This is a genomic window from Ornithinimicrobium carbonis (genome assembly GCF_050703245.1).
Classification (GTDB): Bacteria; Actinomycetota; Actinomycetes; order Actinomycetales; family Dermatophilaceae; genus Ornithinicoccus.
Window position 1 is genome coordinate 2,605,294 of sequence record NZ_CP192647.1, and the last position, 19,209, is coordinate 2,624,502.

At 73.7% G+C, this 19,209-nt stretch carries 18 protein-coding genes and 1 pseudogene; 3 read left to right on the top strand and 16 right to left on the bottom strand.

The window, feature by feature from the left end:
- The first annotated feature begins 17 nt into the window (after positions 1-17).
- The gene (locus ACQ95T_RS13000; protein WP_425941219.1) at positions 18-1,814 is read left to right on the top strand and encodes a glycerol-3-phosphate dehydrogenase/oxidase; all 1,797 of its coding nucleotides are present in this window, start codon (positions 18-20) and stop codon (positions 1,812-1,814) included.
- Positions 1,811-3,349, top strand: a complete 1,539-nt coding sequence (glpK, locus tag ACQ95T_RS13005) for a glycerol kinase GlpK (protein ID WP_425941221.1) — start codon at positions 1,811-1,813, stop codon at positions 3,347-3,349. The genes ACQ95T_RS13000 and glpK overlap by 4 nt, the downstream gene beginning before the upstream one ends.
- Positions 3,350-3,365: 16 nt before the next feature.
- On the opposite strand, the gene ACQ95T_RS13010 is transcribed toward glpK, so the two are convergent.
- The 11 genes and pseudogenes from ACQ95T_RS13010 to ACQ95T_RS13060 all read right to left on the bottom strand — a co-directional run bounded on the left by ACQ95T_RS13010 (position 3,366) and on the right by ACQ95T_RS13060 (position 13,341).
- Entirely contained in the window at positions 3,366-4,073 is a 708-nt protein-coding gene (locus ACQ95T_RS13010) for a uridine kinase (protein ID WP_425941222.1), read from the bottom strand.
- Positions 4,074-4,144: 71 nt separating this feature from the next.
- Positions 4,145-4,996 (bottom strand): GNAT family N-acetyltransferase, encoded by an 852-nt coding sequence (locus tag ACQ95T_RS13015; protein WP_425941223.1) that lies wholly within the window; start codon positions 4,994-4,996, stop codon positions 4,145-4,147.
- Between the two features lie 35 nt (positions 4,997-5,031).
- On the bottom strand, positions 5,032-6,207 hold the full coding sequence (gene ispG / locus ACQ95T_RS13020) for a flavodoxin-dependent (E)-4-hydroxy-3-methylbut-2-enyl-diphosphate synthase (RefSeq protein WP_425941225.1): 1,176 nt from the start codon (positions 6,205-6,207) through the stop codon (positions 5,032-5,034).
- 59 nt (positions 6,208-6,266) lie between these two features.
- Positions 6,267-7,190 carry a site-2 protease family protein gene (locus tag ACQ95T_RS13025; RefSeq protein ID WP_431472991.1) on the bottom strand — a complete coding sequence of 308 codons (924 nt, stop codon included), beginning with the start codon at positions 7,188-7,190 and terminating at the stop codon, positions 6,267-6,269.
- 64 nt (positions 7,191-7,254) lie between these two features.
- Positions 7,255-7,584 (bottom strand): annotated as a pseudogene (locus ACQ95T_RS13030) (site-2 protease family protein); the annotation flags it as partial.
- A 34-nt stretch (positions 7,585-7,618) separates the two neighbouring features.
- Positions 7,619-8,851: a 1-deoxy-D-xylulose-5-phosphate reductoisomerase gene (gene dxr, locus ACQ95T_RS13035; protein WP_425941227.1), complete on the bottom strand. Its 1,233-nt coding sequence runs from the start codon at positions 8,849-8,851 to the stop codon at positions 7,619-7,621.
- Positions 8,848-9,675 carry a hypothetical protein gene (locus tag ACQ95T_RS13040; RefSeq protein WP_425941229.1) on the bottom strand — a complete coding sequence of 276 codons (828 nt, stop codon included), beginning with the start codon at positions 9,673-9,675 and terminating at the stop codon, positions 8,848-8,850. The genes dxr and ACQ95T_RS13040 overlap by 4 nt, the downstream gene beginning before the upstream one ends.
- Positions 9,672-10,193, bottom strand: coding sequence for a hypothetical protein (locus ACQ95T_RS13045; RefSeq protein ID WP_431472992.1), 522 nt, complete (start codon positions 10,191-10,193; stop codon positions 9,672-9,674). The genes ACQ95T_RS13040 and ACQ95T_RS13045 overlap by 4 nt, the downstream gene beginning before the upstream one ends.
- The gene (locus ACQ95T_RS13050; protein WP_431472993.1) at positions 10,121-10,972 is read right to left on the bottom strand and encodes a hypothetical protein; all 852 of its coding nucleotides are present in this window, start codon (positions 10,970-10,972) and stop codon (positions 10,121-10,123) included. Before ACQ95T_RS13050 ends, ACQ95T_RS13045 begins: the two co-directional genes overlap by 73 nt.
- A complete protein-coding gene (locus tag ACQ95T_RS13055) occupies positions 10,969-11,289 on the bottom strand; it encodes a WXG100 family type VII secretion target (protein WP_431472994.1) in 321 nt (106 codons plus the stop codon). Before ACQ95T_RS13055 ends, ACQ95T_RS13050 begins: the two co-directional genes overlap by 4 nt.
- 144 nt (positions 11,290-11,433) lie before the next feature.
- Positions 11,434-13,341, bottom strand: a complete 1,908-nt coding sequence (locus ACQ95T_RS13060) for a propionyl-CoA synthetase (RefSeq protein WP_425941234.1) — start codon at positions 13,339-13,341, stop codon at positions 11,434-11,436.
- A gap of 71 nt (positions 13,342-13,412) precedes the next feature.
- Here ACQ95T_RS13060 and ACQ95T_RS13065 point away from each other — a divergent pair, with 71 nt between their 5' ends.
- Positions 13,413-14,630, top strand: coding sequence for an LOG family protein (locus ACQ95T_RS13065; protein ID WP_425941236.1), 1,218 nt, complete (start codon positions 13,413-13,415; stop codon positions 14,628-14,630).
- On the opposite strand, the gene rlmN is transcribed toward ACQ95T_RS13065, so the two are convergent.
- The 5 genes from rlmN to tsf all read right to left on the bottom strand — a co-directional run bounded on the left by rlmN (position 14,620) and on the right by tsf (position 19,197).
- Positions 14,620-15,816 carry a 23S rRNA (adenine(2503)-C(2))-methyltransferase RlmN gene (gene rlmN, locus ACQ95T_RS13070; protein WP_431472995.1) on the bottom strand — a complete coding sequence of 399 codons (1,197 nt, stop codon included), beginning with the start codon at positions 15,814-15,816 and terminating at the stop codon, positions 14,620-14,622. The genes ACQ95T_RS13065 and rlmN overlap by 11 nt on opposite strands.
- 27 nt (positions 15,817-15,843) lie before the next feature.
- Positions 15,844-16,746, bottom strand: a complete 903-nt coding sequence (locus ACQ95T_RS13075) for a phosphatidate cytidylyltransferase (protein ID WP_425941239.1) — start codon at positions 16,744-16,746, stop codon at positions 15,844-15,846.
- 22 nt (positions 16,747-16,768) lie between these two features.
- Positions 16,769-17,335 carry a ribosome recycling factor gene (gene frr / locus ACQ95T_RS13080; RefSeq protein WP_425941241.1) on the bottom strand — a complete coding sequence of 189 codons (567 nt, stop codon included), beginning with the start codon at positions 17,333-17,335 and terminating at the stop codon, positions 16,769-16,771.
- An 87-nt stretch (positions 17,336-17,422) separates the two neighbouring features.
- Positions 17,423-18,199 carry a UMP kinase gene (gene pyrH, locus ACQ95T_RS13085; RefSeq protein WP_425941243.1) on the bottom strand — a complete coding sequence of 259 codons (777 nt, stop codon included), beginning with the start codon at positions 18,197-18,199 and terminating at the stop codon, positions 17,423-17,425.
- A 170-nt stretch (positions 18,200-18,369) separates the two neighbouring features.
- The gene (gene tsf / locus ACQ95T_RS13090; protein WP_425941244.1) at positions 18,370-19,197 is read right to left on the bottom strand and encodes a translation elongation factor Ts; all 828 of its coding nucleotides are present in this window, start codon (positions 19,195-19,197) and stop codon (positions 18,370-18,372) included.
- Positions 19,198-19,209 lie beyond the last annotated feature (12 nt).

The window sequence follows — 19,209 nt, forward strand, 5'->3', positions numbered from 1 at the left end:
ACGGGGAAGGCGGTCCCATGCAGTCGAAGGCACTCACCGGACGTTCGCGCGACGAGGCGTGGCAGGTCCTGCGGGACAGCGGGCGGGGCGGGCCCGTCGTCGACGTGCTGGTCGTGGGGGGCGGCGTCACGGGGGCCGGGACGGCCCTGGACGCGGCCACCCGCGGCCTGTCCACCGTGCTGGTCGAGGCCGAGGACTGGGCCTCCGGGACCTCGCAGTGGTCCACCAAGCTGGTCCACGGCGGCCTGCGCTACCTGCAGATGCTGGACCTGCACCTCGTGCACGAGGCGCTCACCGAGCGCGGTCTGCTGCTGCGGACCCTGGCTCCGCACCTGGTCAAGCCGATGCCTTTCCTCATCCCGCTGGAGCACCGCTGGTGGCAGCGCCTCTACTACGGGGCGGGCGTGACCCTCTACGACCTGCTGGCCAACGTGCTGCCCGGCCAGCGGGCGCTGCCGGTGCACCAGCACACCACCCGCCGGGGGCTGCACCGGGACTTCCCGGACCTGCGCGACGGCCGCGCCGTGGGCGCGGTCCGCTACTGGGACGCCACCGTCGACGACGCTCGGCTGGTCACCACCATCGTGCACACGGCGCACACCTACGGCGCCCAGGTCGCCAGCCGCACCCGCGTCCTGGACCTGCTGCGCGACGGTGACCGGGTCGTGGGGGCACGGGTGCGCGACGAGGAGACGGGTGAGACGGTCGACGTGCGTGCGCACCAGGTCATCTCCACCGCCGGGGTGTGGACCGAGCAGGTCGGCGACCTGGCCGGCGCCGAGGGCGGGCTGCGGGTGATGGCCTCCAAGGGCATCCACCTGGTCGTCCCCCGCGACCGCATCCGGGGGTCCCAGGGGTTGTTCCTGCAGACCGAGCGCTCGGTGCTGTTCTTCATCCCCTGGTCACGCTACTGGATCATCGGCACCACCGACACCCCCTGGCACGGGGACCTGCGGCACCCGGTGGCCACCGCGACCGACATCGACTACGTCCTCGACCACGCCAACGAGGTGCTGACCACCCGGCTGACCCGCGACGACGTCGTCGGGTGGTACGCCGGTCTGCGGCCCCTCCTGCAGCCCGGGACCCGGGGGGAGCCGGACTCCTCGAAGATCAGCCGCGAGCACACCGTGGCCTCACCGGTCCCCGGCCTCACGCTGGTCGGCGGCGGCAAGCTGACCACCTACCGCGTCATGGCCTCCGACGCCGTGGACCTGGCCCTGGGCGACCGCGCGCAGGAGCTGCCCTCGATCACCGCCCAGGTGCCCCTCGTCGGCGCGGTCGGCGAGGCCGCCATGCGACGGCGGATGCCCGCGCTGCGGGACCGCTTCGGCTGGGACGAGCAGACGACCGACCACCTGCTCCACCGGTACGGCTCCCTCGTCGAGCAGCTCCTCGACCTCATCGCCGAGGACTCCTCGCTGGCCGTGCCGCTGGAGCACGCACCGGCCTACCTGCGCGCCGAGATCGCCTACGCCTGCATCAGCGAGGGCGTCCTGCACCTGGAGGACATCCTCATGCGGCGCACCCGGCTCTACTACGAGGCACCCCGCAAGGGGTTGCAGGCCGCCCCGGAGATCGCCGACATCGCGGTCCAGTGGCTCGGCTGGGGCGAGGAGAAGGCGGCCCGTGAGCTGGACGACTACTCCCGACGGGTGCGCGCCGACGAGGCCGCGGCCCGCGAGCCCGACGACCTGGCCGCGCTGGCGGCCCGGGACCGCGTGCTCCGCGGCGAGCCGACCGCCACCGGCGCCTGGCCCGAGGAGGTCCCCCGGACCCCGACCGGAGCGGCGTCCGAGGGGGCGCGGCCATGAGCAGGTTCGTGCTGGCCGTGGACCAGGGGACGACGAGCACCCGGGCGGTCGTCGTCGACCACGGGGGCCGCACCGTCTCGGTCGGCCAGAAGGAGCACCGCCAGATCCTGCCCCGGGCCGGGTGGGTAGAGCACGACCCGGTCGAGATCTGGGACCGCACCCGCGAGGTGATCGGGCTGGCCCTGGGCCGGGCCAACCTCACCGGGCAGGACCTGGCCGCCGTCGGCATCACCAACCAGCGCGAGACCACCGTGGTCTGGGACCGGCGCACCGGCGAGCCGGTGCACCCGGCGATCGTCTGGCAGGACACGCGCACGGCGGGACTGGTGGCCGAGCTGGCGGGGTCGGAGGAGCCCGGTGCCGCCGACCGGTTCAAGGACGTCTGCGGGCTGCCGCTGGCAACCTACTTCTCCGGTCCGAAGCTCGCCTGGATCCTGCGCCACGTGGCCGGGGCACGGGAGCGTGCCGAGGCCGGCGACCTGCTCTTCGGCACGATGGACACCTGGCTCGTCTGGAACCTCACCGGCGGCCCGGACGGCGGGGTCCACGTCACCGACGTCACCAACGCCTCGCGCACGATGCTCATGGACCTGCGCACCCTGTCCTGGTCGGAGGAGGTCGCCGGGGCGATGGACGTGCCCCTGTCCATGCTGCCGCGGATCCGGACCTCCTCGGAGGTCTACGGCACGAGCGAGAAGCTCGGCGTGCCCATCGCCGGCGTGCTCGGCGACCAGCACGCGGCCATGGTCGGCCAGGCCTGCTTCGAGCCCGGGATGAGCAAGAACACCTACGGGACCGGCAACTTCCTGCTGGTCAACACCGGCTCACGGATCGTGCCGAGCGAGCACGGGCTGCTGAGCACGGTCTGCTACCAGTTCGAGGGCCAGGACCCGGTCTACGCACTGGAGGGGTCGATCGCGGTGACGGGATCGCTCGTGCAGTGGCTCCGCGACAACGTCGGCCTCATCTCCGAGTCGGCCCAGATCGAGGACCTGGCCGGCGAGGTCGAGGACAACGGCGGCTGCTACGTCGTGCCCGCCTTCTCCGGCCTCTTCGCGCCCTACTGGCGCGACGACGCCCGCGGCGCGATCGTGGGCCTGACCCGCTACGTGACCCGGCACCACCTGGCGCGGGCCGCGCTGGAGGCGACGGCATACCAGACCCGGGAGGTGGTGGAGGCGATGGACGCCGACGCCGACACCCCCGTGGCCGAGCTGCGGGTCGACGGCGGGATGGTCGGCAACGAGCTGCTCATGCAGTTCCAGGCCGACGTCCTCGGTCTGGACGTGGTGCGCCCGGAGGTGACCGAGACCACCGCCCTGGGCGCGGCCTACGCCGCCGGCATCGCCGTGGGGTTCTGGGAGGGCACCGAGGACGTCGCGTCCCGCTGGAGGGAGGACCGCCGGTGGACCCCGCAGATGCCCGAGGAGCAGCGCGAACGGCTCTTCCGCACGTGGAAGAAGGCCGTCACCCGCACCTTCGACTGGGTCGACGAGGACACCGAGCAGCTGGAGCCCGACCCGGACCCGTCCTGAGGCCCCTGCCCGTGCCTCACCCCTGCTCGAACCACTGCGGCTCGTCGGGGTCGGGGACGATGATCTCGGGCCGCTGCAGGTCGGTGTTGTCGACGATCCAGGTCGGCGGCGCCGTCCGCGCCTGCTGCCGGTAGAGCGCCTGGGCCCCGGTGTACCGCGCGTTCGCGGGATGGGCCGGGTCGTCGTCGCCGGGGACGCGACGGTGCGGGAGACGCGCGTTCCCGCGGGGCACGGTGATCCGGGCGGGGGCGGTGACCAGGCAGGTCGCGTCCCACTCCCCCACCAGCTCGGGGCGGCGCAGGTAGACGCCCTCGACCACGAGGAGCGCGTCCTCGGAGGGCTGCACCGGGTCGGGGTCCAGCGGACGGTCCTCCTCCAGGTCCCACGACGCCGGGACGACGGGGCCGCCGTCGCGGAACGGCTGCAGCACCCGGGACCGCAGCGCGGCGTGGTCGAAGGCGTCCTCGTAGTGGGTCCGGGCGTCCCTGCCCATGGCGTACCGCAGCGCCCGGGGGTGGTGGAAGTCGTCCATCGCGACGGAGAGCACCTCACGTCCGGCGACGTGCTCCGCGAGCGCGACCAGCTCGGCGACCATGCGGGTCTTGCCCACCCCGTCCGGACCGTCGACCGCGACCACGGCGCGCCGCCCGGGACCGGTGGCGAGCATCAGGGACAGCAGGTCCACGAGGACGAGCTGGCGGACGGGCAGGTCCGGGGCTGGCATGGGCCCCAGGGTATGCCGTCCGCGCGCCCCGCCCCGCACCGTTCGCCGTGGACCGGACGGGGGACGGCGGGTCAGTGCCGGTCCGGGCACCACTCCATGTACAGACCGTTCTCCAGCAGGATCGCCCCCGGCGGCGCCTCCTTCTCGACGAACCCGAAGGCCCGGTAGAGGCTGCGGGCCCGGGTGTTGTCGGCCCCCACGTCCAGCCAGACCCGTTGCACCTGGGGCCGCCCCGCGGCGTGCTCGAGCAGCTTGCGCAGCAGGAGGCGTCCCAGACCCTGGCCCCGGCCCTCGGGCGCGACGACCATCCGGCGCAGCTCCACCTCCTCCGGCCGGTCGAGCGCCGCCAGGATCCCGAAGGCCACCACCCGGTCGAGGCGGTCGACGAGGACCCAGTGCTCCTTGTCCGGGTCCTCCAGCACCTGCTCGTGCCACTCCCGGCCGCCCTGGCCCAGCCACTGGCCGGTGTCCTGGGCGCTCTCGATCTCCACGACCACGTCCAGGTCGCCGACCCGGGTGGGACGCAGGTAGGACCCCACCACGACGCCGCCGTAGTCGCGGCGGAGCGGCCGGGCCCGGTGGGAGTTGCGTCCGGAGGTGACCTTGGGGGCCGAGACGACCAGCAGCACCAGCTCCTCGTCGCCCTCGTTGCGGATCTGGTGACGCACCCGAGGCGGGACCTCGATGCCCGAACCGGCCACCACTTCCGCGGTCTGCGGCCCGACCGAGACCACGGCCCGGCCCGCGAGCACGTGGAAGTACTCCCGGGAACGGTCGTGGGCGTGCGTGCGGGTCTCGCTGCGGGGGGGCACGGACTCCTGCACGACCGACAGGTCGGAACGGTCGACGAGGTGCCAGACGGTGCACCCGTCGTCCCAGGTCGACCGCCGGGCGGTGTCGGGGCTGATCGGGTCCGGGACCATGGGTGAACGCTACCGGCTGCGGCCGGGTCGGGTCATCAGCCGATCTGGACGGACGGCGAGCCGCCGCTGGCCTCCAGCTCGCCGCTGGCCTCCATCTCCTCCGCGATCCGCATGGCCTCCTCGATGAGCGTCTCCACGATCTGGGACTCCGGCACGGTCTTGATGACCTCGCCCTTGACGAAGATCTGACCCTTGCCGTTGCCGGAGGCCACGCCCAGGTCCGCCTCACGGGCCTCCCCCGGGCCGTTGACGATGCACCCCATGACCGCCACCCGCAGCGGCACCTCCATGCCCTCCAGGCCGGCGGTCACCTCGTCGGCGAGCGTGTAGACGTCGACCTGGGCCCGCCCGCACGAGGGGCAGGAGACGATCTCCAGCTTGCGCGGCTTGAGGTTGAGGCTCTGCAGAATCTGGTTGCCGACCTTGACCTCCTCCACCGGCGGCGCCGAGAGCGAGACCCGGATGGTGTCGCCGATGCCCTTGGAGAGCAGCGCCCCGAAGGCCACCGAGGACTTGATGGTGCCCTGGAACGCGGGCCCGGCCTCGGTCACCCCCAGGTGCAGGGGCCAGTCGCCGCGCTCGGACAGCATCTCGTAGGCGCGCACCATGACGACGGGGTCGTTGTGCTTGACCGAGATCTTGAAGTCGTGGAAGTCGTGCTCCTCGAACAGGCCGGCCTCCCAGACGGCGGACTCCACGAGGGCCTCGGGGGTGGCCTTGCCGTACTTCTTCATGATCCGCGGGTCGAGCGACCCGGCGTTGACGCCGATGCGGATCGAGACCCCTGCGTCCTTGGCGGCCCGGGCGATCTGCTTGACCTGGTCGTCGAACTTGCGGATGTTGCCGGGGTTGACGCGCACCGCCGCGCAGCCGGCGTCGATCGCGGCGTAGACGTACTTGGGCTGGAAGTGGATGTCGGCGATCACCGGGATCTGGGACTTGCGGGCGATGGCCGGCAGGGCGTCGGCGTCGTCCTGGCTGGGGCACGCCACCCGGACGATGTCGCAGCCGGTGGCCGTCAGCTCGGCGATCTGCTGCAGGGTGGCGTTGACGTCTGTCGTGGGCGTCGTGGTCATCGACTGGACCGAGATCGGCGCGTCGCCGCCGACCTCGACCTTGCCCACCCTGATCTTGCGGGTCGGGCGCCGCGGTGCGAGCACCGGAGGGGGCGCGGACGGCATACCGAGCGAGATGGGGTTGCCAGCAGTCATGGGATCGAGTATCGCACCGCCCGGGGGCGGTGCCCTCCTTCGCGGGGGTCGGGTCCGGGTCAGGTGAGCCGGATCGGGGTGACGATGTCGGCGTAGATGAGCAGGGCGGTCATGCCGAGCAGCCCGACGGCGACGGCGTAGGCGACCGGCAGCGCCTTGGCGGTGTCGACCGGCCCCGGGGCGGGCAGCCCCCGGACCCGGTGCCAGGCCTTCTTCACGCCCTCCCACAGCGCTCCGGCGATGTGCCCGCCGTCGAGCGGCAGCAGGGGGATGAGGTTGAAGACGAACAGGGCCATGTTGAGCGAGGCGACCAACGACAGCAGGATCCAGAACCGGTCCGCGACCGACTCGCCGGCGTCGCCGAGGGCCCCGTCGGCGACCTCGCCCGCCACGCGGCCCACGCCCACCACCGACATCGGGCCCTCCGCGTCCCGGTCCTCCACGCCGGCGACCGCCTGGGCGACGTCGACCATGCGCTGGGGCAGCGTCAGCACGATCCGTGCGGTCCCGGTGAACATCTCGCCCACGAAGCCGGGCACGGCCGTGACCGGCTGCGGCTCGTAGACGAACGTGGGGCTGGCCCCCAGGAAGCCGACCTGACCCAGGACCAGCTCGCCCTCCTCGTCCACCTGGTACTGCCCGTCGGGGGTCATCAACGGCCGTTCGCGGAGCACGAGGTCGGCCTCGAGCGTGCGCTCGGCACCCTCCCGCTCGACGGTGAAGGTCGCGGTGTCCCCGGCGTTCTGGATCGCGTAGGTGGTCTGCGCCCACGTCTGCACCGGGGTGCCGTCGACGGCCAGGATCGTGTCCCCGGCCTGCAGGCCCGCAGCCCGGGCCGGGGAGGGGTCCTGCCCCTCGCAGCTGTCGTCGGCGACGTCGGTGTTGGCGCACGCGGCGACGGCGGAGACCGTGGGGGTGAGGGTCCCCACCCCGTGGACGGTGAGGAGCAGCGTCACCAGCACGGCCGCGATGGCCAGGTTCATCAACGCCGCCCGCCATGACGACCAGACGCTGCCACACCGGCAGCCGGTAGAAGGTGCGGTGCTCCTCCCCCGGCTCGACCTCGTCCAGCGAGTCGGTGCGGGCCTGCTCGATCATCTGGTGGAAAGGGTTGGAGGAGGACCGGCGCAGCCGCCCGCCGTCGGCGGCGCGCGGCGGGAACATCCCGATCATCCGGACGTAGCCGCCCAGCGGGACCGCCTTGACCCCGTACTCGGTCTCTCCCCGGCGGCGGGACCACAGGGTCGGTCCGAAACCCACCATGTACTGGGTGACCTTGACGCCGAACCGCTTGGCGGGCACCAGGTGCCCGACCTCGTGCAGCGCGATCGAGACCGCCACGCCGACGACCATCATCAGCACGCCGAGCAGGTACATCACGGCTGGTCCTCCTGGTGCTGCTCCCGACGGGTCACGGGTGGGCCTGCCGGGGCGGGGCCGTCCCGCCGATCCGGGAGGACGCGGCCCGACGGGCCCAGGCGTCGGCCGCCAGGACCTGGTCCACGGAGAGGTCAACTCCCGGGGCCGCCGATCCGTTCCCGGCGGCGTGGTCCTCCACGACCCGGGCGACGACGTCGACGACCTCGGGAAGGCGCAGCCGCCCGGCGTGGAAGGCCTCGACGCACTCCTCGTTCGCCGCGTTGTAGACCGCCGGGAAGGTCCCCCCGGCGCGGCCCACCCGTTCGGCGAGGCGGACGGCGGGGAAGGCGTCGTGGTCGAGGGGGAAGAACTCCCAGGTGGCGGCGGTGGTCCAGTCGCACGGTGCGGCGACGTCCACGAGCCGGCCGGGCCAGGACAGGCCGAGGGCGATGGGGATGTGCATCGTGGGCGGGGAGGCCTGCACCAGGGTGGAGCCGTCCACGAACTCGACCATCGAGTGCACGACGGACTGCGGGTGGACGACGACCTCGATGTCGTCGAAGGGCACCTCGAAGAGCAGGTGCGCCTCGATCACCTCCAGCCCCTTGTTGACGAGCGTGGCCGAGTTGGTCGTCACCACCGGACCCATGTCCCAGGTGGGGTGCGCCAGCGCCTGCCCGGGGGTGACGTCCATCAGCTGCTCGCGGGTCATGCCGCGGAAGGGTCCGCCGCTGGCGGTGACGACCAGACGGCGCAGCTCCTCGCGCCGTCCGCCCCGCAGGCACTGGGCGATGGCGCTGTGCTCGGAGTCGACCGGGACGATCTGTCCGGGGGCGGCCGCTGCGGTGACGAGGGGACCACCGACGATGAGCGACTCCTTGTTGGCCAGGGCCAGGGTGCTGCCCGCGGCGAGCGCCGCGAGCGTGGGCCGCAGCCCGATGCTGCCGGTGATCCCGTTGAGCACGACCTCCGCCCCGTTCCCGGCGACCGCGGTGGCGGCGTCGGGCCCGGTGAGCACCTCGGGACGGTATGCCGTGCGCCCCGCGGCCCGCGCCGCGTGCTCGAGGGCCTCGCGCAGCTCGTCCAGCACGTGCCGGCCCTCCCGGGCGACGGCCACCTGCTCGGCGCCGAGGTGGACCGCCTGCCTGGCCAGCTGAACCAGGTCGGCTCCTCCGGCGGCGACGGCCCGCACGGAGAAGAGGCCGGGGTGGTCGTCGATCACCTCGACCGCCTGGGTGCCGATGGAGCCGGTGGAGCCGAGGATGGTCACGGAGCGGGACGTCACCGGGCCATTGTGCCCTCCGCCCCGTCGGCCACCCTGCCCAGCACAGCGTCCACGGTGAGCCGGGCCCGGTCGCCCAGCCACGTGCGCGGCACCGGGTGGAGCGTGGTGCGGCCGTCCTCGTCGACCGCCGTGGGACCCGCCCAGCACCCTCCGGGCCCCATCGCGAGCAGCACGCCCGTCGCGGCTGGTGCTCCGGGACCGTCGCCCTTGGGAACGAGGACGGCCAGCTCGGCGAGGACCGTGGGTCGACCGAGGGCCTCGACCAGATGCTCGACCCGGGCCGTGTCGACCTGCACCGGCCCGCCCCGGCCGTCGGCCGCGTCCGGGGGCAGCAGGGCCTCCTCCAGGGACCTGGCCGCCTGCTCCTGGTCGGTCGTCAGGGCCAGCGAGTGCAGGCCCTCCTCGTCGAGGTCCTCGACGCAGGCACCCTGGGCCACCAGGTGCAGGACCCGGGTGGAGCGCACGGGCCGGTGCTCCTCGGGTCCGACTCCGAGCAGCGGCCCGACCAGGCGGGAGGCCACCACACGGACGTCGGCCGAGAGCCGAACGTCCAGGGCCAGCCCGACGGCCGCGGGCAGGTCCGGCGCCCCGTCCTCGGCGACGTCCCCGGGGACGAGGTCACCGTCGGCGGTCAGCAGCCCCCGCGCGCGCAGGGTCCGGCGGGCGTGCTCGGAGGCGCCGTCCGGGTCGGTCCCGCCGAGGTCGGCCCCGCCCGGGCCGGTCCCGCCGGGCTCCGGTCCCCCCGCCAGCTCCCGCAGGTGCGCCTCCTCGAGGACCGCCAGCTCGGAGTCGGTGAGGGTCACGAAGGGGTGCGGGCCGCTCACCAGGACCACCGCAGGGGCAGCACCGGCGACCTCGGCCCGGGGCGCAGGGGAAGGTCGGGCACCACCCCGGTCCGTCCCACCACCCGACCGACCTCGGACCTCCAGCGCCCCGCCGCCCCTCCGAGCCGGGTGGCACCGTCGCCGGCGCGGCGTCCGGTCTGCGCCAGGCGACGCAGCCCTTCACCGGCCCGCGACCGGGCGCGGGCGACCGCGGCCTCCCCCGACCGTCGGACCCAGCCACCCGCCCGGGTTCCCGCGCTCCGGGCCCGCGACCAGGCGGAACGGGCCGCCCTGCCGATCGGTCGTCGGTGGTCGTAGAGCCAGGACCCGGTGGTCCAGACCGTGTAGGCCCCCACGGCCACCGCCCCGGCGAGGGCGACCGGCGGCAGGACCGTCAGCGCCATGGCCGGAATCCCGACCAGCGCTCCGCCCGCGGCGACCCTGGTCACCGTCCCCCGCCAGCCCTGCTGGCCGCCCCCGTCCCGCAGGTCCGAGAGGGCGCCGAACCAGGTCCACACGGGGCGAGCCGTCCCACGAGGGCGACGGGACCGTGCAGCCGACGGGGCACGAACCGTCCCGGCGGGGCGGGACGTCCCGCCTGCGCCCACCGTTCGGGCGCACCCTGCAGGCGGGTCCGGGCCGCCTCCCGGACCCGTCCGTCGCGCGACCAGCGGGCCTGGGCCAGCGTCGTCAGTCCCGCCACCGCGACCGCGGCCCGACGCGCGGGCCGCCGGGCGGCCGCCAGCTTCCTGCCCGCCGTCCCCAGCGTGGTCACCTGCTCGACCACCGCCCGCAGGGGCAGCACGGCGTCGCGCAGCTGCCGGGCGGCGACGCCCAGGACGAGCTCCAGCTCCTCCCCCGCGGTCCGCACCTGGTCGCGGGCGCGCTCCAGCTCGAGCTGGAGCTGCTCGATCCGCGCGGTCAGGACCGGCAGCACCGACGGGTCGCAGGTGGACGTCGTCACGCGCAGACGGGCGAGCTCCTCGGCCAGCTCCTCCCCCTGCCGCTGCCAGCGGGTCATCTCCTCCCGGGCCAGGGCCGTCGCGTCGGCGACCTCGGAGAGGATCACGCCCGCCCGTTCCCCCGGCAGGGCCAGGGCGGTCACGAGACGGGCGGTCGCCTCGGCGCGGGCCGCCTGCTCCAGGGCCGCCAGCCCCACCCACGCCGGACCCGCTGCGCGGGCGGACCCCACGTCGTCGGCGAGGCCCTGCACCTCCGTCCCCGCCGCCCGCAGCAGGGACGCGACCTCACGCAGCTCCTCCGGACGGGCCCGCAGGGCCGCGCCCGTCCCGCTCACCGCGATGCCCCCGCGCCCAGGACGTCCCAGCCCGTGGCGACCCGGCCCTCGGTCTCCGCGTACGCGCGGGCCGACTCCCTGGTCGCCCGCGCCAGGGCGTCGAGCGCGGTCCCCAGCGCCACGGCATACCGCGTCCACTCCTGGCCGGCCTCGGTCACGGCCGACCTCAGGGCGGCGTCCCCGACCGCCGCTCCCGCCCGCTCCCATCCGGGCCCGACGAGCCGCAGCAGCACCTCCTGCAGCGCCCCCGCGGCGCGGTCGAGCCTGCCGGCGAGCGCCTCGACCGCGCCCACGTCCACGCCGATCCGGTCCACCATCGACCCACCCCTCCTTCGCTGACCGGGCCCCTGCCCGGCGACCTGGTGCGAGGGTAGGACGCGGCGACCCGCCGGCGCACCCGTCGTCCACAGGCGTCCAGGCCCGCTCCGCGCCGGGGTGGCGCCCAGGCCGGGCCGGCCGGGTCAGCGGCCCCGCAGCACCGGGCCGAGGTCGTCCAGGACCGAGACGTCCTCGATCGTGGAGGGGACCAGGGCCTCCTGGCCGTCGGCGATCTGGCGCATCGTCTTGCGCAAAATCTTTCCCGAGCGCGTCTTGGGCAGCGCCTCGACGATGTCCACCTGCCGCAGGGCGGCCACCGCGCCCACCTCCGAGCGCACCCGCTGGACCAGCTCCGCGCGGAGCTGCTCCTGCCCCTCCTCGTCGGGGTCGATGCCGGTTTTGAGCACGACCAGCGCCCGCGGCACCTGCCCCTTCAGCGGGTCGCTGACGCCGATGACCGCGCACTCGGCGACCGCGGGGTGCCCGGCCAGCGCCTCCTCGAGCGACCCCGTGGACAACCGGTGCCCGGCGACGTTCAGCACGTCGTCGGTACGGCCCATGACGAACACGTAACCGTCCTCGTCGACGTACCCGCCGTCGCCGGAGAGGTAGTAGCCCTCGAAGGCGGACAGGTAGGAGGAGACGTAGCGCTCGTCGTCGCCCCACAGGGTCGGCAGGGTCCCCGGCGGCAGCGGCAGCTTCAGGCAGATGGCGCCCTCGGTGCCGCGCTCCACCTCCCGGCCGACCTCGTCGAGGACGCGCACGTCGTAGCCCACCGTCGGCAGCGTGGGGCTGCCCGGCTTGATCTCGAACGGGGCGATCCCCACCGGGTTGGTCGCGATCGGCCACCCGGTCTCGGTCTGCCACCAGTTGTCCACGACCGGCACCCCTAGGTGCTCGGTGGCCCACTGCCAGGTGTCGGGGTCGAGCCGCTCGCCGGCGAGGAAGAGCGTGCGCAGCGAGGACAGGTCGTGGCCGGCCATGAGGGTGGCGTCCGGGTCCTGCTTCTTGATCGCCCGGATCGCGGTCGGGGCGGTGAAGGCGGCGACCACGTCGTACTCGTCGATCAGGCGCCAGTAGGTGCCGGCGTCGGGGGTGCCGACCGGCTTGCCCTCGAAGAGGACCGTCGTGGCTCCGGTGAGCAGCGGCGCGTAGACGATGTAGGAGTGGCCGACCACCCAGCCGACGTCGGAACCGCACAGCCAGGCCTCCCCGGGCTGCACGCCGTAGAGGTTGGTCATCGACCACCGCAGCGCGACGGCATACCCTCCGCTGTCCCGCACGATGCCCTTGGGCTTCCCGGTGGTGCCCGAGGTGTAGAGGACGTAGAGCGGGTCGGTGGCCTCCACGGGCACGCACGCCGCAGGGGCGACCGCGTCCGGGTGCATGAGCCGGTCCCAATCCAGGTCGCGCTCCCCCATCTCGCAGGGGAGCTGCTCGCGCTGCAGGACGACGCAGTGGTCGGGCTTGTGCGCTGAGCGCTGGATCGCCTCGTCGAGCATCGGCTTGTAGGGCACCGTGCGGCTGGGCTCGATGCCGCAGCTGGCCGAGACGACGACCCTGGGCTCGGCGTCCTCGATCCGAGCCGCCAGCTCGGCCGGGGCGAACCCGCCGAAGACGACCGAGTGGACGGCACCGATGCGGGCGCACGCCAGCATCGCCACGACGGCCTCGGGCACCATCGGCATGTAGACGACGACCCGGTCGCCCTTGGCCACGCCCAGGTCGCGCAGGACACCGGCGAACCGGGCCACGAGGTCCAGCAGCTGAGCGTAGGTGTAGCTGCGCTTCGTGCCGGCCACGGGGCTGTCGTAGATCAGCGCCGTCTGGTCGGCCCGGCCGTGGACGACGTGCCGGTCCAGGGCGTTGAAGCAGACGTTGAGCCGGCCTCCGGCGAACCAGCGGTAGAACGGCGGGTTGCTGTCGTCCAGGACCGTGCGCGGCGGGGTGGTCCAGTCGATGAGCCCGGCGGCCTCCCCCCAGAAGTCCTGCGGGTCCGTGAGGCTCGCGGCGACCAGGTCTCGGTAGCTCTGCCGGGCGTCGTTGTCCATGGCTCTCCACTCCGATCGTTCCGCACCGCCGCCACCCGGGTCGGGATGAGGTCGGTGACTACCCTCAGGGTATGCAGAGCGGCAGCGGACGTCCCCGCCAGGTCCCCCCCGGTGCCGGCGGGTCGGGTCAGGACGTCGGCGTCGGCGGCGAGGTGCGGTACGGCCGGGCGCAGGGCGTGCGGGTGGGCGCCGGCCGCGAGATCGAGGACCAGCACGCCTGGGAGCGGGCGCTGCGCTCCCCCGAACCGCTGCACAACCTGCGGCTGCAGGGCCTGGACCTGCGCTCGCACCGCGACCTGCTGCTCGGGCGGGAGGACCTGGGCGACATCGTCGTGCTGGGCGGCCACCTGGACGACGAGGTCGAGGAGCACCTGCGCCGGCACGGCGCGATCGTCTTCCCGGCCGATCCCCGTGCACCGGTGGACCCCTACCGGGCCCGGCTCTACACGCCCCAGGAGCTCTACGCCGGTCTGGACGAGGTCGGTTACGCCCACACCGTGGACGCCAGGGCCTACGCCTGGTCGCGGGACGCGTCCGTGGCGCACGACGCCTACGTCACGGCGCTGCGCGCGATCCACGACGACGCGATGGCCGACGCCCTCGCCGCGGTCGTCGCCGGCCGCCGGGTCGTCGGGGTGATGGGGGGCCACGCGCTGCGCCGGGGCACCGGGGACTTCGCCACGGCTGCCGTGCTGGGGCACCGCCTGGCCAGCGCCGGGACGCTGGTGGTCACCGGTGGCGGCCCCGGGGCCATGGAGGCGGCCAACCTGGGCGCGTGGGCCCCGGACGGCGACGTGCTCGACCACGCCCTGGCCGAGGTCGCCCGGGTGCCGGACTTCGCGCCCGACATCGCCGCCTGGGTCTCCCCCGCCCTGCAGTTGCGCTCGGGTGCGCCCGCAGAGGGGCCGCGGGCCCTGCGCAGCCTGGGCGTCCCGACGTGGTTCTACGGCCACGAGCCGCCCAACGCCTTCGCCCAGCTCGTCGCGAAGTTCTTCTCCAACGCCGTGCGCGAGGACCTGCTGCTGGCGCACTCCCGTGGTGGCCTGGTCGTGCTGCCGGGGGCCGCCGGGACCGTGCAGGAGGTCTTCCAGGCGGCGACCCGGCTCTACTACGAGGTGGACGTGGAGCTCGGTCCCCTCGCTCCCCTGGTCCTGGTGGGACGCGAGCACTGGACCGGGCACCTGCCCGTGTGGCCGCTGCTGCGGTCGCTCGGGCGAGGGCGCGCGATGGCCGGGGCCGTGCACCTGGTCGACACGGTCGAGGAGGCGGCGGACCTGCTCAGTCCGTGACCGCGGCCAGCTGGCCGCACGCTCCGTCGATCTCCGAGCCACGGGTGTCGCGCACGGTCGTGGGGATGCCGTGGGCGAGCAGCCGCTCGACGAACTGCTGCTCGACCCCCCGGCGGGAGGCGGTCCACTTCGAGCCCGGCGTGGGGTTCAGCGGGATCGGGTTGACGTGCACCCAGCCGCGGCCGCGGGCGTTGAGCTTCTCCCCCAGCAGGTCGGCCCGCCAGGCGTGGTCGTTGATGTCCTTGATGAGCGCGTACTCGATGCTGACCCGGCGCCCGGTGGTGTCGAAGTAGCGGCGCGCGGCGTCGAGCGCCTCGTCCACCTTCCAGCGGGTGTTGATCGGGACGAGCTCGTCGCGCAGCTCGTCGTCGGGGGCGTGCAGGCTCAGCGCCAGGGTCACCGGGATGCCCTCGCCCGCGAGCTTGTCGATGGCCGGGACCAGGCCCACCGTGGACATCGTGATGCCCCGCGCGGACATGCCCAGACCGCCGGGGGCGGGGTCGACGAGCCGACGGATCGCGTCGACCGCCCGCCGGTAGTTGGCCAGGGCCTCGCCCATCCCCATGAAGACGACGTTGGAGACCCGCAGGGCCTGCTCCACGCTCTGCTCGGCGGACGCGTCGTGCCCACCCTCGACGGCCGTCCCGGTCCCCAGCTCCCCGTGCCGCAGCGCCCGGGCCGCGGCGACGACCTGCTCCACGATCTCGGCCGTCGACAGGTTGCGCGTCAGACCCTGCTGGCCGGTGGCGCAGAACGGGCAGTTCATCCCGCAGCCGGCCTGGCTGGAGATGCACATGGTCACCCGCCCGGGGTAGCGCATGAGCACGGACTCGACCATGGCTCCGTCGTGCAGCCGGTGCACCTGCTTGAGCGTGGCCCCGTCGTCCGCCGACAGGGTCCGCACGGGGGTCAGCAGCTCCGGCAGCAGGGTGCCGACCAGCTCGGCACGGCCGGCTCCCGGCAGGTCGGTCATCTGCTCCGGGTCGGCGACCAGCCGCTCGAAGTAGTGGCGCGAGACCTGGTCGGCGCGGAACCCGGGGACGCCCAGCTCGCCGGCCCACGCCTTGCGGCGGCCGGCCAGGTCCAGGTCGGCCAGGTGCTGGGGGGCCTTGCCGCGGCGGGGCGCGCTGAAGGTCAGCGTCCCGGGGGCGGGACGGGTGGCGGGGGTCGGCAGCTCGGTGGTCATCCTCACCATTGTCGCACCGGGGCCGGCTCAGACGAGCACGCGCAGCAGGGCCCAGCAGACCGGCGCGGTGACCAGCAGGGAGTCCAGGCGGTCCATGATGCCCCCGTGACCGGGCAGCAGGTGGCCCATGTCCTTGATCCCCAGGTCCCGCTTGATCGAGGACTCGGCCAGGTCCCCGACCGTGGCGAAGGAGGCCGCGACGGCACCGACGACCAGCCCCGCCCACCACGGCCCGTCCAGGAGCAGCACGACGGCCAGCATGCCGACCACGGCGCTGGTGCCGACCGACCCGGCGAAGCCCTCCCACGACTTCTTCGGCGACAACGAGGGTGCCATGGGGGTGCGTCCCTTCAGGACGCCCACGGCATACCCCCCGGTGTCGCTGGCGACGGTGACCAGGACGAAGGTGAGGATGCGCCCCGCCCCGTCCGGCTCGGCGAACATGAGGGCAGCCACGGCGGCCAGGACGGGGACGTAGGCGACGACGAACACGCCGCCGGCGATGTCCCGGACGGCGTCCTCGGGCGGACCGACCGAGCGCCACAGCAGCACCAGGCACGCCGCGGCCGCGAACCCCAGCGCCAGACCGTCCGGACCGGTCAGGTAGGCCAGCGGGACCAGCCCGGCGGCCAGCAGCATCGGGGGCAGCGGCGGGGTGATCCGCCCCTGCCGCAGCGCGTGGTCCAGCTCCCAGACCCCGATCACCGCGACGAGGGTGACCAGCGCGACGAACGCGGCCGGGGAGAACAGCAGCAGGACGACGATGAGGGCGATCAGGCCCAGTCCCACCGCCGTGGCCGCGGGCAGGTTGCGGCCCGCCCGGCCCGGGGGCCTCTTCTCGCCGGCCGGAGGACGCACGGCCGCGCGGGCGCGGTAGGCCCGTCGGGAGGTCGGCCGGCCGGGTTCCTGCGTCGTCGGTTCGGGGCTCACGGTGGCGGGTCGGACCGGCTGCTCAGACGTCGAGCAGCTCGGTCTCCTTGTGCTTGAGGATCTCGTCGACGGCCTCGACGTGCCGCTTGGTGAGGGCCTCCAGCTCCTTCTCGGCCCGGGTGCCCTCGTCCTCGCCCACCTCGCCGTCCTTGACGGCCCGGTCGATGGTGTCCTTGGCGTGCCGGCGCACGTGGCGCACCGAGACCTTGGCGTCCTCGCCCTTGGTGTGGGCCAGCTTGATGTACTCGCGGCGCCGCTCCTCGGTCAGCTGCGGCATGACGATGCGGATGGCGTTGCCGTCGTTGCCCGGGTTGGCCCCCAGGTCGGAGTCGCGCAGCGCCTTCTCGATGGCCGTCATCGCGCTCTTGTCGTAGGGAGTGATGAGCAGGGTGCGCGCGTCCTGGACGGTGAACGAGGCCAGCTGCTGCATCGGGGTGGGCGAGCCGTAGTAGTCCACCTCCAGCTTGGCGAACATCCCCGGGTGGGCCCGGCCGGTGCGGATCGAGGCCATGTCCTCGCGCGCCACCTCCAGCGCCTTGTCCATCTTCTCCTCGGCCTCCATGAGGGCCAGCTCGATGACCTCGGACATCCTCGGTACCGCTCCTTCGTCGTGTCGGTGGTTCTGCGTCGTTCGTCGTTCGGTGTGCCGGCGGTGCCGCCGGGCGTGCCCGGGGGGTCAGCCGGCGGTGACCATGGTCCCGATCCTCTCACCCGTGATCGCCCGGGTGATGGCGTCCTGGTCGTCCATGCCGAACACGAGCATCGGCAGCTCGTTGTCCATGCAGAGGCTGAAGGCGGCGGCGTCGACGACCCGCAGGTTGCCGGCGAGGGCCTCGGAGAAGGTCAGCTCCTCCAGCTTGACCGCGTCGTCGTCGGTCCGCGGGTCGGCGGTGTAGACGCCGTCGACCCCGTGCTTGCTCATCAGCACCTGGTCGCACTTGATCTCCAGGGCACGCTGGGCCGAGACGGTGTCGGTGGAGAAGTACGGCATCCCCGCGCCGGCCCCGAAGATGACCACCCGCCCCTTCTCCAGGTGCCGGATGGCCTTGCGGGGGATGTAGGGCTCGGCCACCTGGCCCATGGTGATCGCGGTCTGCACCCGGGTGTCCACGCCCTCCTTCTCCAGGAAGTCCTGCAGCGCCAGGCAGTTCATGACCGTGCCGAGCATGCCCATGTAGTCGGCCCGCGCCCGCTCCATCCCGCGCTGCTGCAGCTGGGCCCCCCGGAAGAAGTTGCCGCCGCCCATGACCACCGCGATCTGCACCCCCGTGCGGTGCGCGGCCGCGATCTGCCGGGCGATCCCCCGGACCACGTCCGGGTCCAGCCCGACCGCACCGCCGCCGAAGGCCTCGCCGGACAGCTTGAGCAGGACGCGACGGGCGGAGTGCTCCTCGTCGGTGGCGGCCGGGGAGGTGGGGGTCTGGACGGTCGCGGGCGCGGCGCTGGTCGGCATGCGGAGAACCTCCGGGGTATGCGGTGGGCGGTCGCCCGATCCTGCCACACCGCGACTGTGCGGACCCACCTCGACCGACCGGGACGGGGACCGGTCCCGGGGAGGGCACGGACGTGCCACGGGCCCGCAGCCGTGCGGCTGCGGGCCCGTGGACGGGGTGCTCGTGCGGGTCAGACGCCGACCTTGAACCGGGCGAAACCGGTGACGGTTGCGCCGGCCTCCTGGGCCACCTGGGCGACGGACCTCTTGTTGTCCTTGGCGAACGCCTGGTCGAGCAGGACGTTCTCCTTGAAGAAGCCGTTGACGCGACCTTCGACGATCTTGGGCAGCGCCTGCTCCGGCTTGCCCTCCTCGCGTGCGGTCTCCTCGGCGATCCGACGCTCCTTCTCCACGGTCTCGGCGTCGATCTCGTCGCGGGACAGGACCGAGGGCGAGAACGCGGCGACGTGCATCGCGATGTCGCGGGCCACCTGCTCGTCGCCCCCGCTGGTGGCGACGAGGACACCGATCTGCGCGGGCAGGTCGGGGTTGGTCTTGTGCAGGTAGGAGACGACCTGGTCACCGGTGACGCGCGCCACCCGACGGACCTCGATCTTCTCGCCCAGACCGGCGTTGGCCTCGTCGACGATCTCCTTGACGCTGCGGCCGTCCAGCTCGGAGGCCAGCAGCGACTCGGCGTCGGTGGCGCCGGCCGCGACGGCCTGGGCCAGCAGCTGGTCGGCCAGCTCGCCGAACTTCGGGTTCTTGGCCACGAAGTCGGTCTCGCAGTTGACCTCGACCAGGGTGCCGACGCCACCGTCGACGTGCGCCCGGACCAGGCCGTTGGAGGCCGACCGGCCCTCGCGCTTGGTGACGCCCTTCAGACCCTTGACGCGCAGGATCTCGGTGGCCTTGGACAGGTCGCCGTCGGCCTCGTCGAGCGCCTTCTTCACGTCCATCATGCCGGCGCCGGTGGACTCGCGCAGGGTCTTGATGTCAGCGGCGGTGTAGTTCGCCATGAGTACGGTTTC

What these genes read in the sequence shown, in the direction of transcription:
- ACQ95T_RS13065 (WP_425941236.1), top strand. Translation starts at nt 13,413, where the DNA reads ATGCAGAGCGGCAGCGGACGTCCCCGCCAGGTCCCCCCCGGTGCCGGC.
- ACQ95T_RS13000 (WP_425941219.1), top strand. Translation starts at nt 18, where the DNA reads ATGCAGTCGAAGGCACTCACCGGACGTTCGCGCGACGAGGCGTGGCAG.
- tsf (WP_425941244.1), bottom strand. Translation starts at nt 19,197, where the DNA reads ATGGCGAACTACACCGCCGCTGACATCAAGACCCTGCGCGAGTCCACC.
- ispG (WP_425941225.1), bottom strand. Translation starts at nt 6,207, where the DNA reads ATGACTGCTGGCAACCCCATCTCGCTCGGTATGCCGTCCGCGCCCCCT.
- ACQ95T_RS13060 (WP_425941234.1), bottom strand. Translation starts at nt 13,341, where the DNA reads ATGGACAACGACGCCCGGCAGAGCTACCGAGACCTGGTCGCCGCGAGC.
- glpK (WP_425941221.1), top strand. Translation starts at nt 1,811, where the DNA reads ATGAGCAGGTTCGTGCTGGCCGTGGACCAGGGGACGACGAGCACCCGG.
- pyrH (WP_425941243.1), bottom strand. Translation starts at nt 18,199, where the DNA reads ATGCCGACCAGCGCCGCGCCCGCGACCGTCCAGACCCCCACCTCCCCG.
- ACQ95T_RS13055 (WP_431472994.1), bottom strand. Translation starts at nt 11,289, where the DNA reads ATGGTGGACCGGATCGGCGTGGACGTGGGCGCGGTCGAGGCGCTCGCC.
- ACQ95T_RS13025 (WP_431472991.1), bottom strand. Translation starts at nt 7,190, where the DNA reads ATGAACCTGGCCATCGCGGCCGTGCTGGTGACGCTGCTCCTCACCGTC.
- ACQ95T_RS13015 (WP_425941223.1), bottom strand. Translation starts at nt 4,996, where the DNA reads ATGGTCCCGGACCCGATCAGCCCCGACACCGCCCGGCGGTCGACCTGG.
- rlmN (WP_431472995.1), bottom strand. Translation starts at nt 15,816, where the DNA reads ATGACCACCGAGCTGCCGACCCCCGCCACCCGTCCCGCCCCCGGGACG.
- frr (WP_425941241.1), bottom strand. Translation starts at nt 17,335, where the DNA reads ATGTCCGAGGTCATCGAGCTGGCCCTCATGGAGGCCGAGGAGAAGATG.
- ACQ95T_RS13010 (WP_425941222.1), bottom strand. Translation starts at nt 4,073, where the DNA reads ATGCCAGCCCCGGACCTGCCCGTCCGCCAGCTCGTCCTCGTGGACCTG.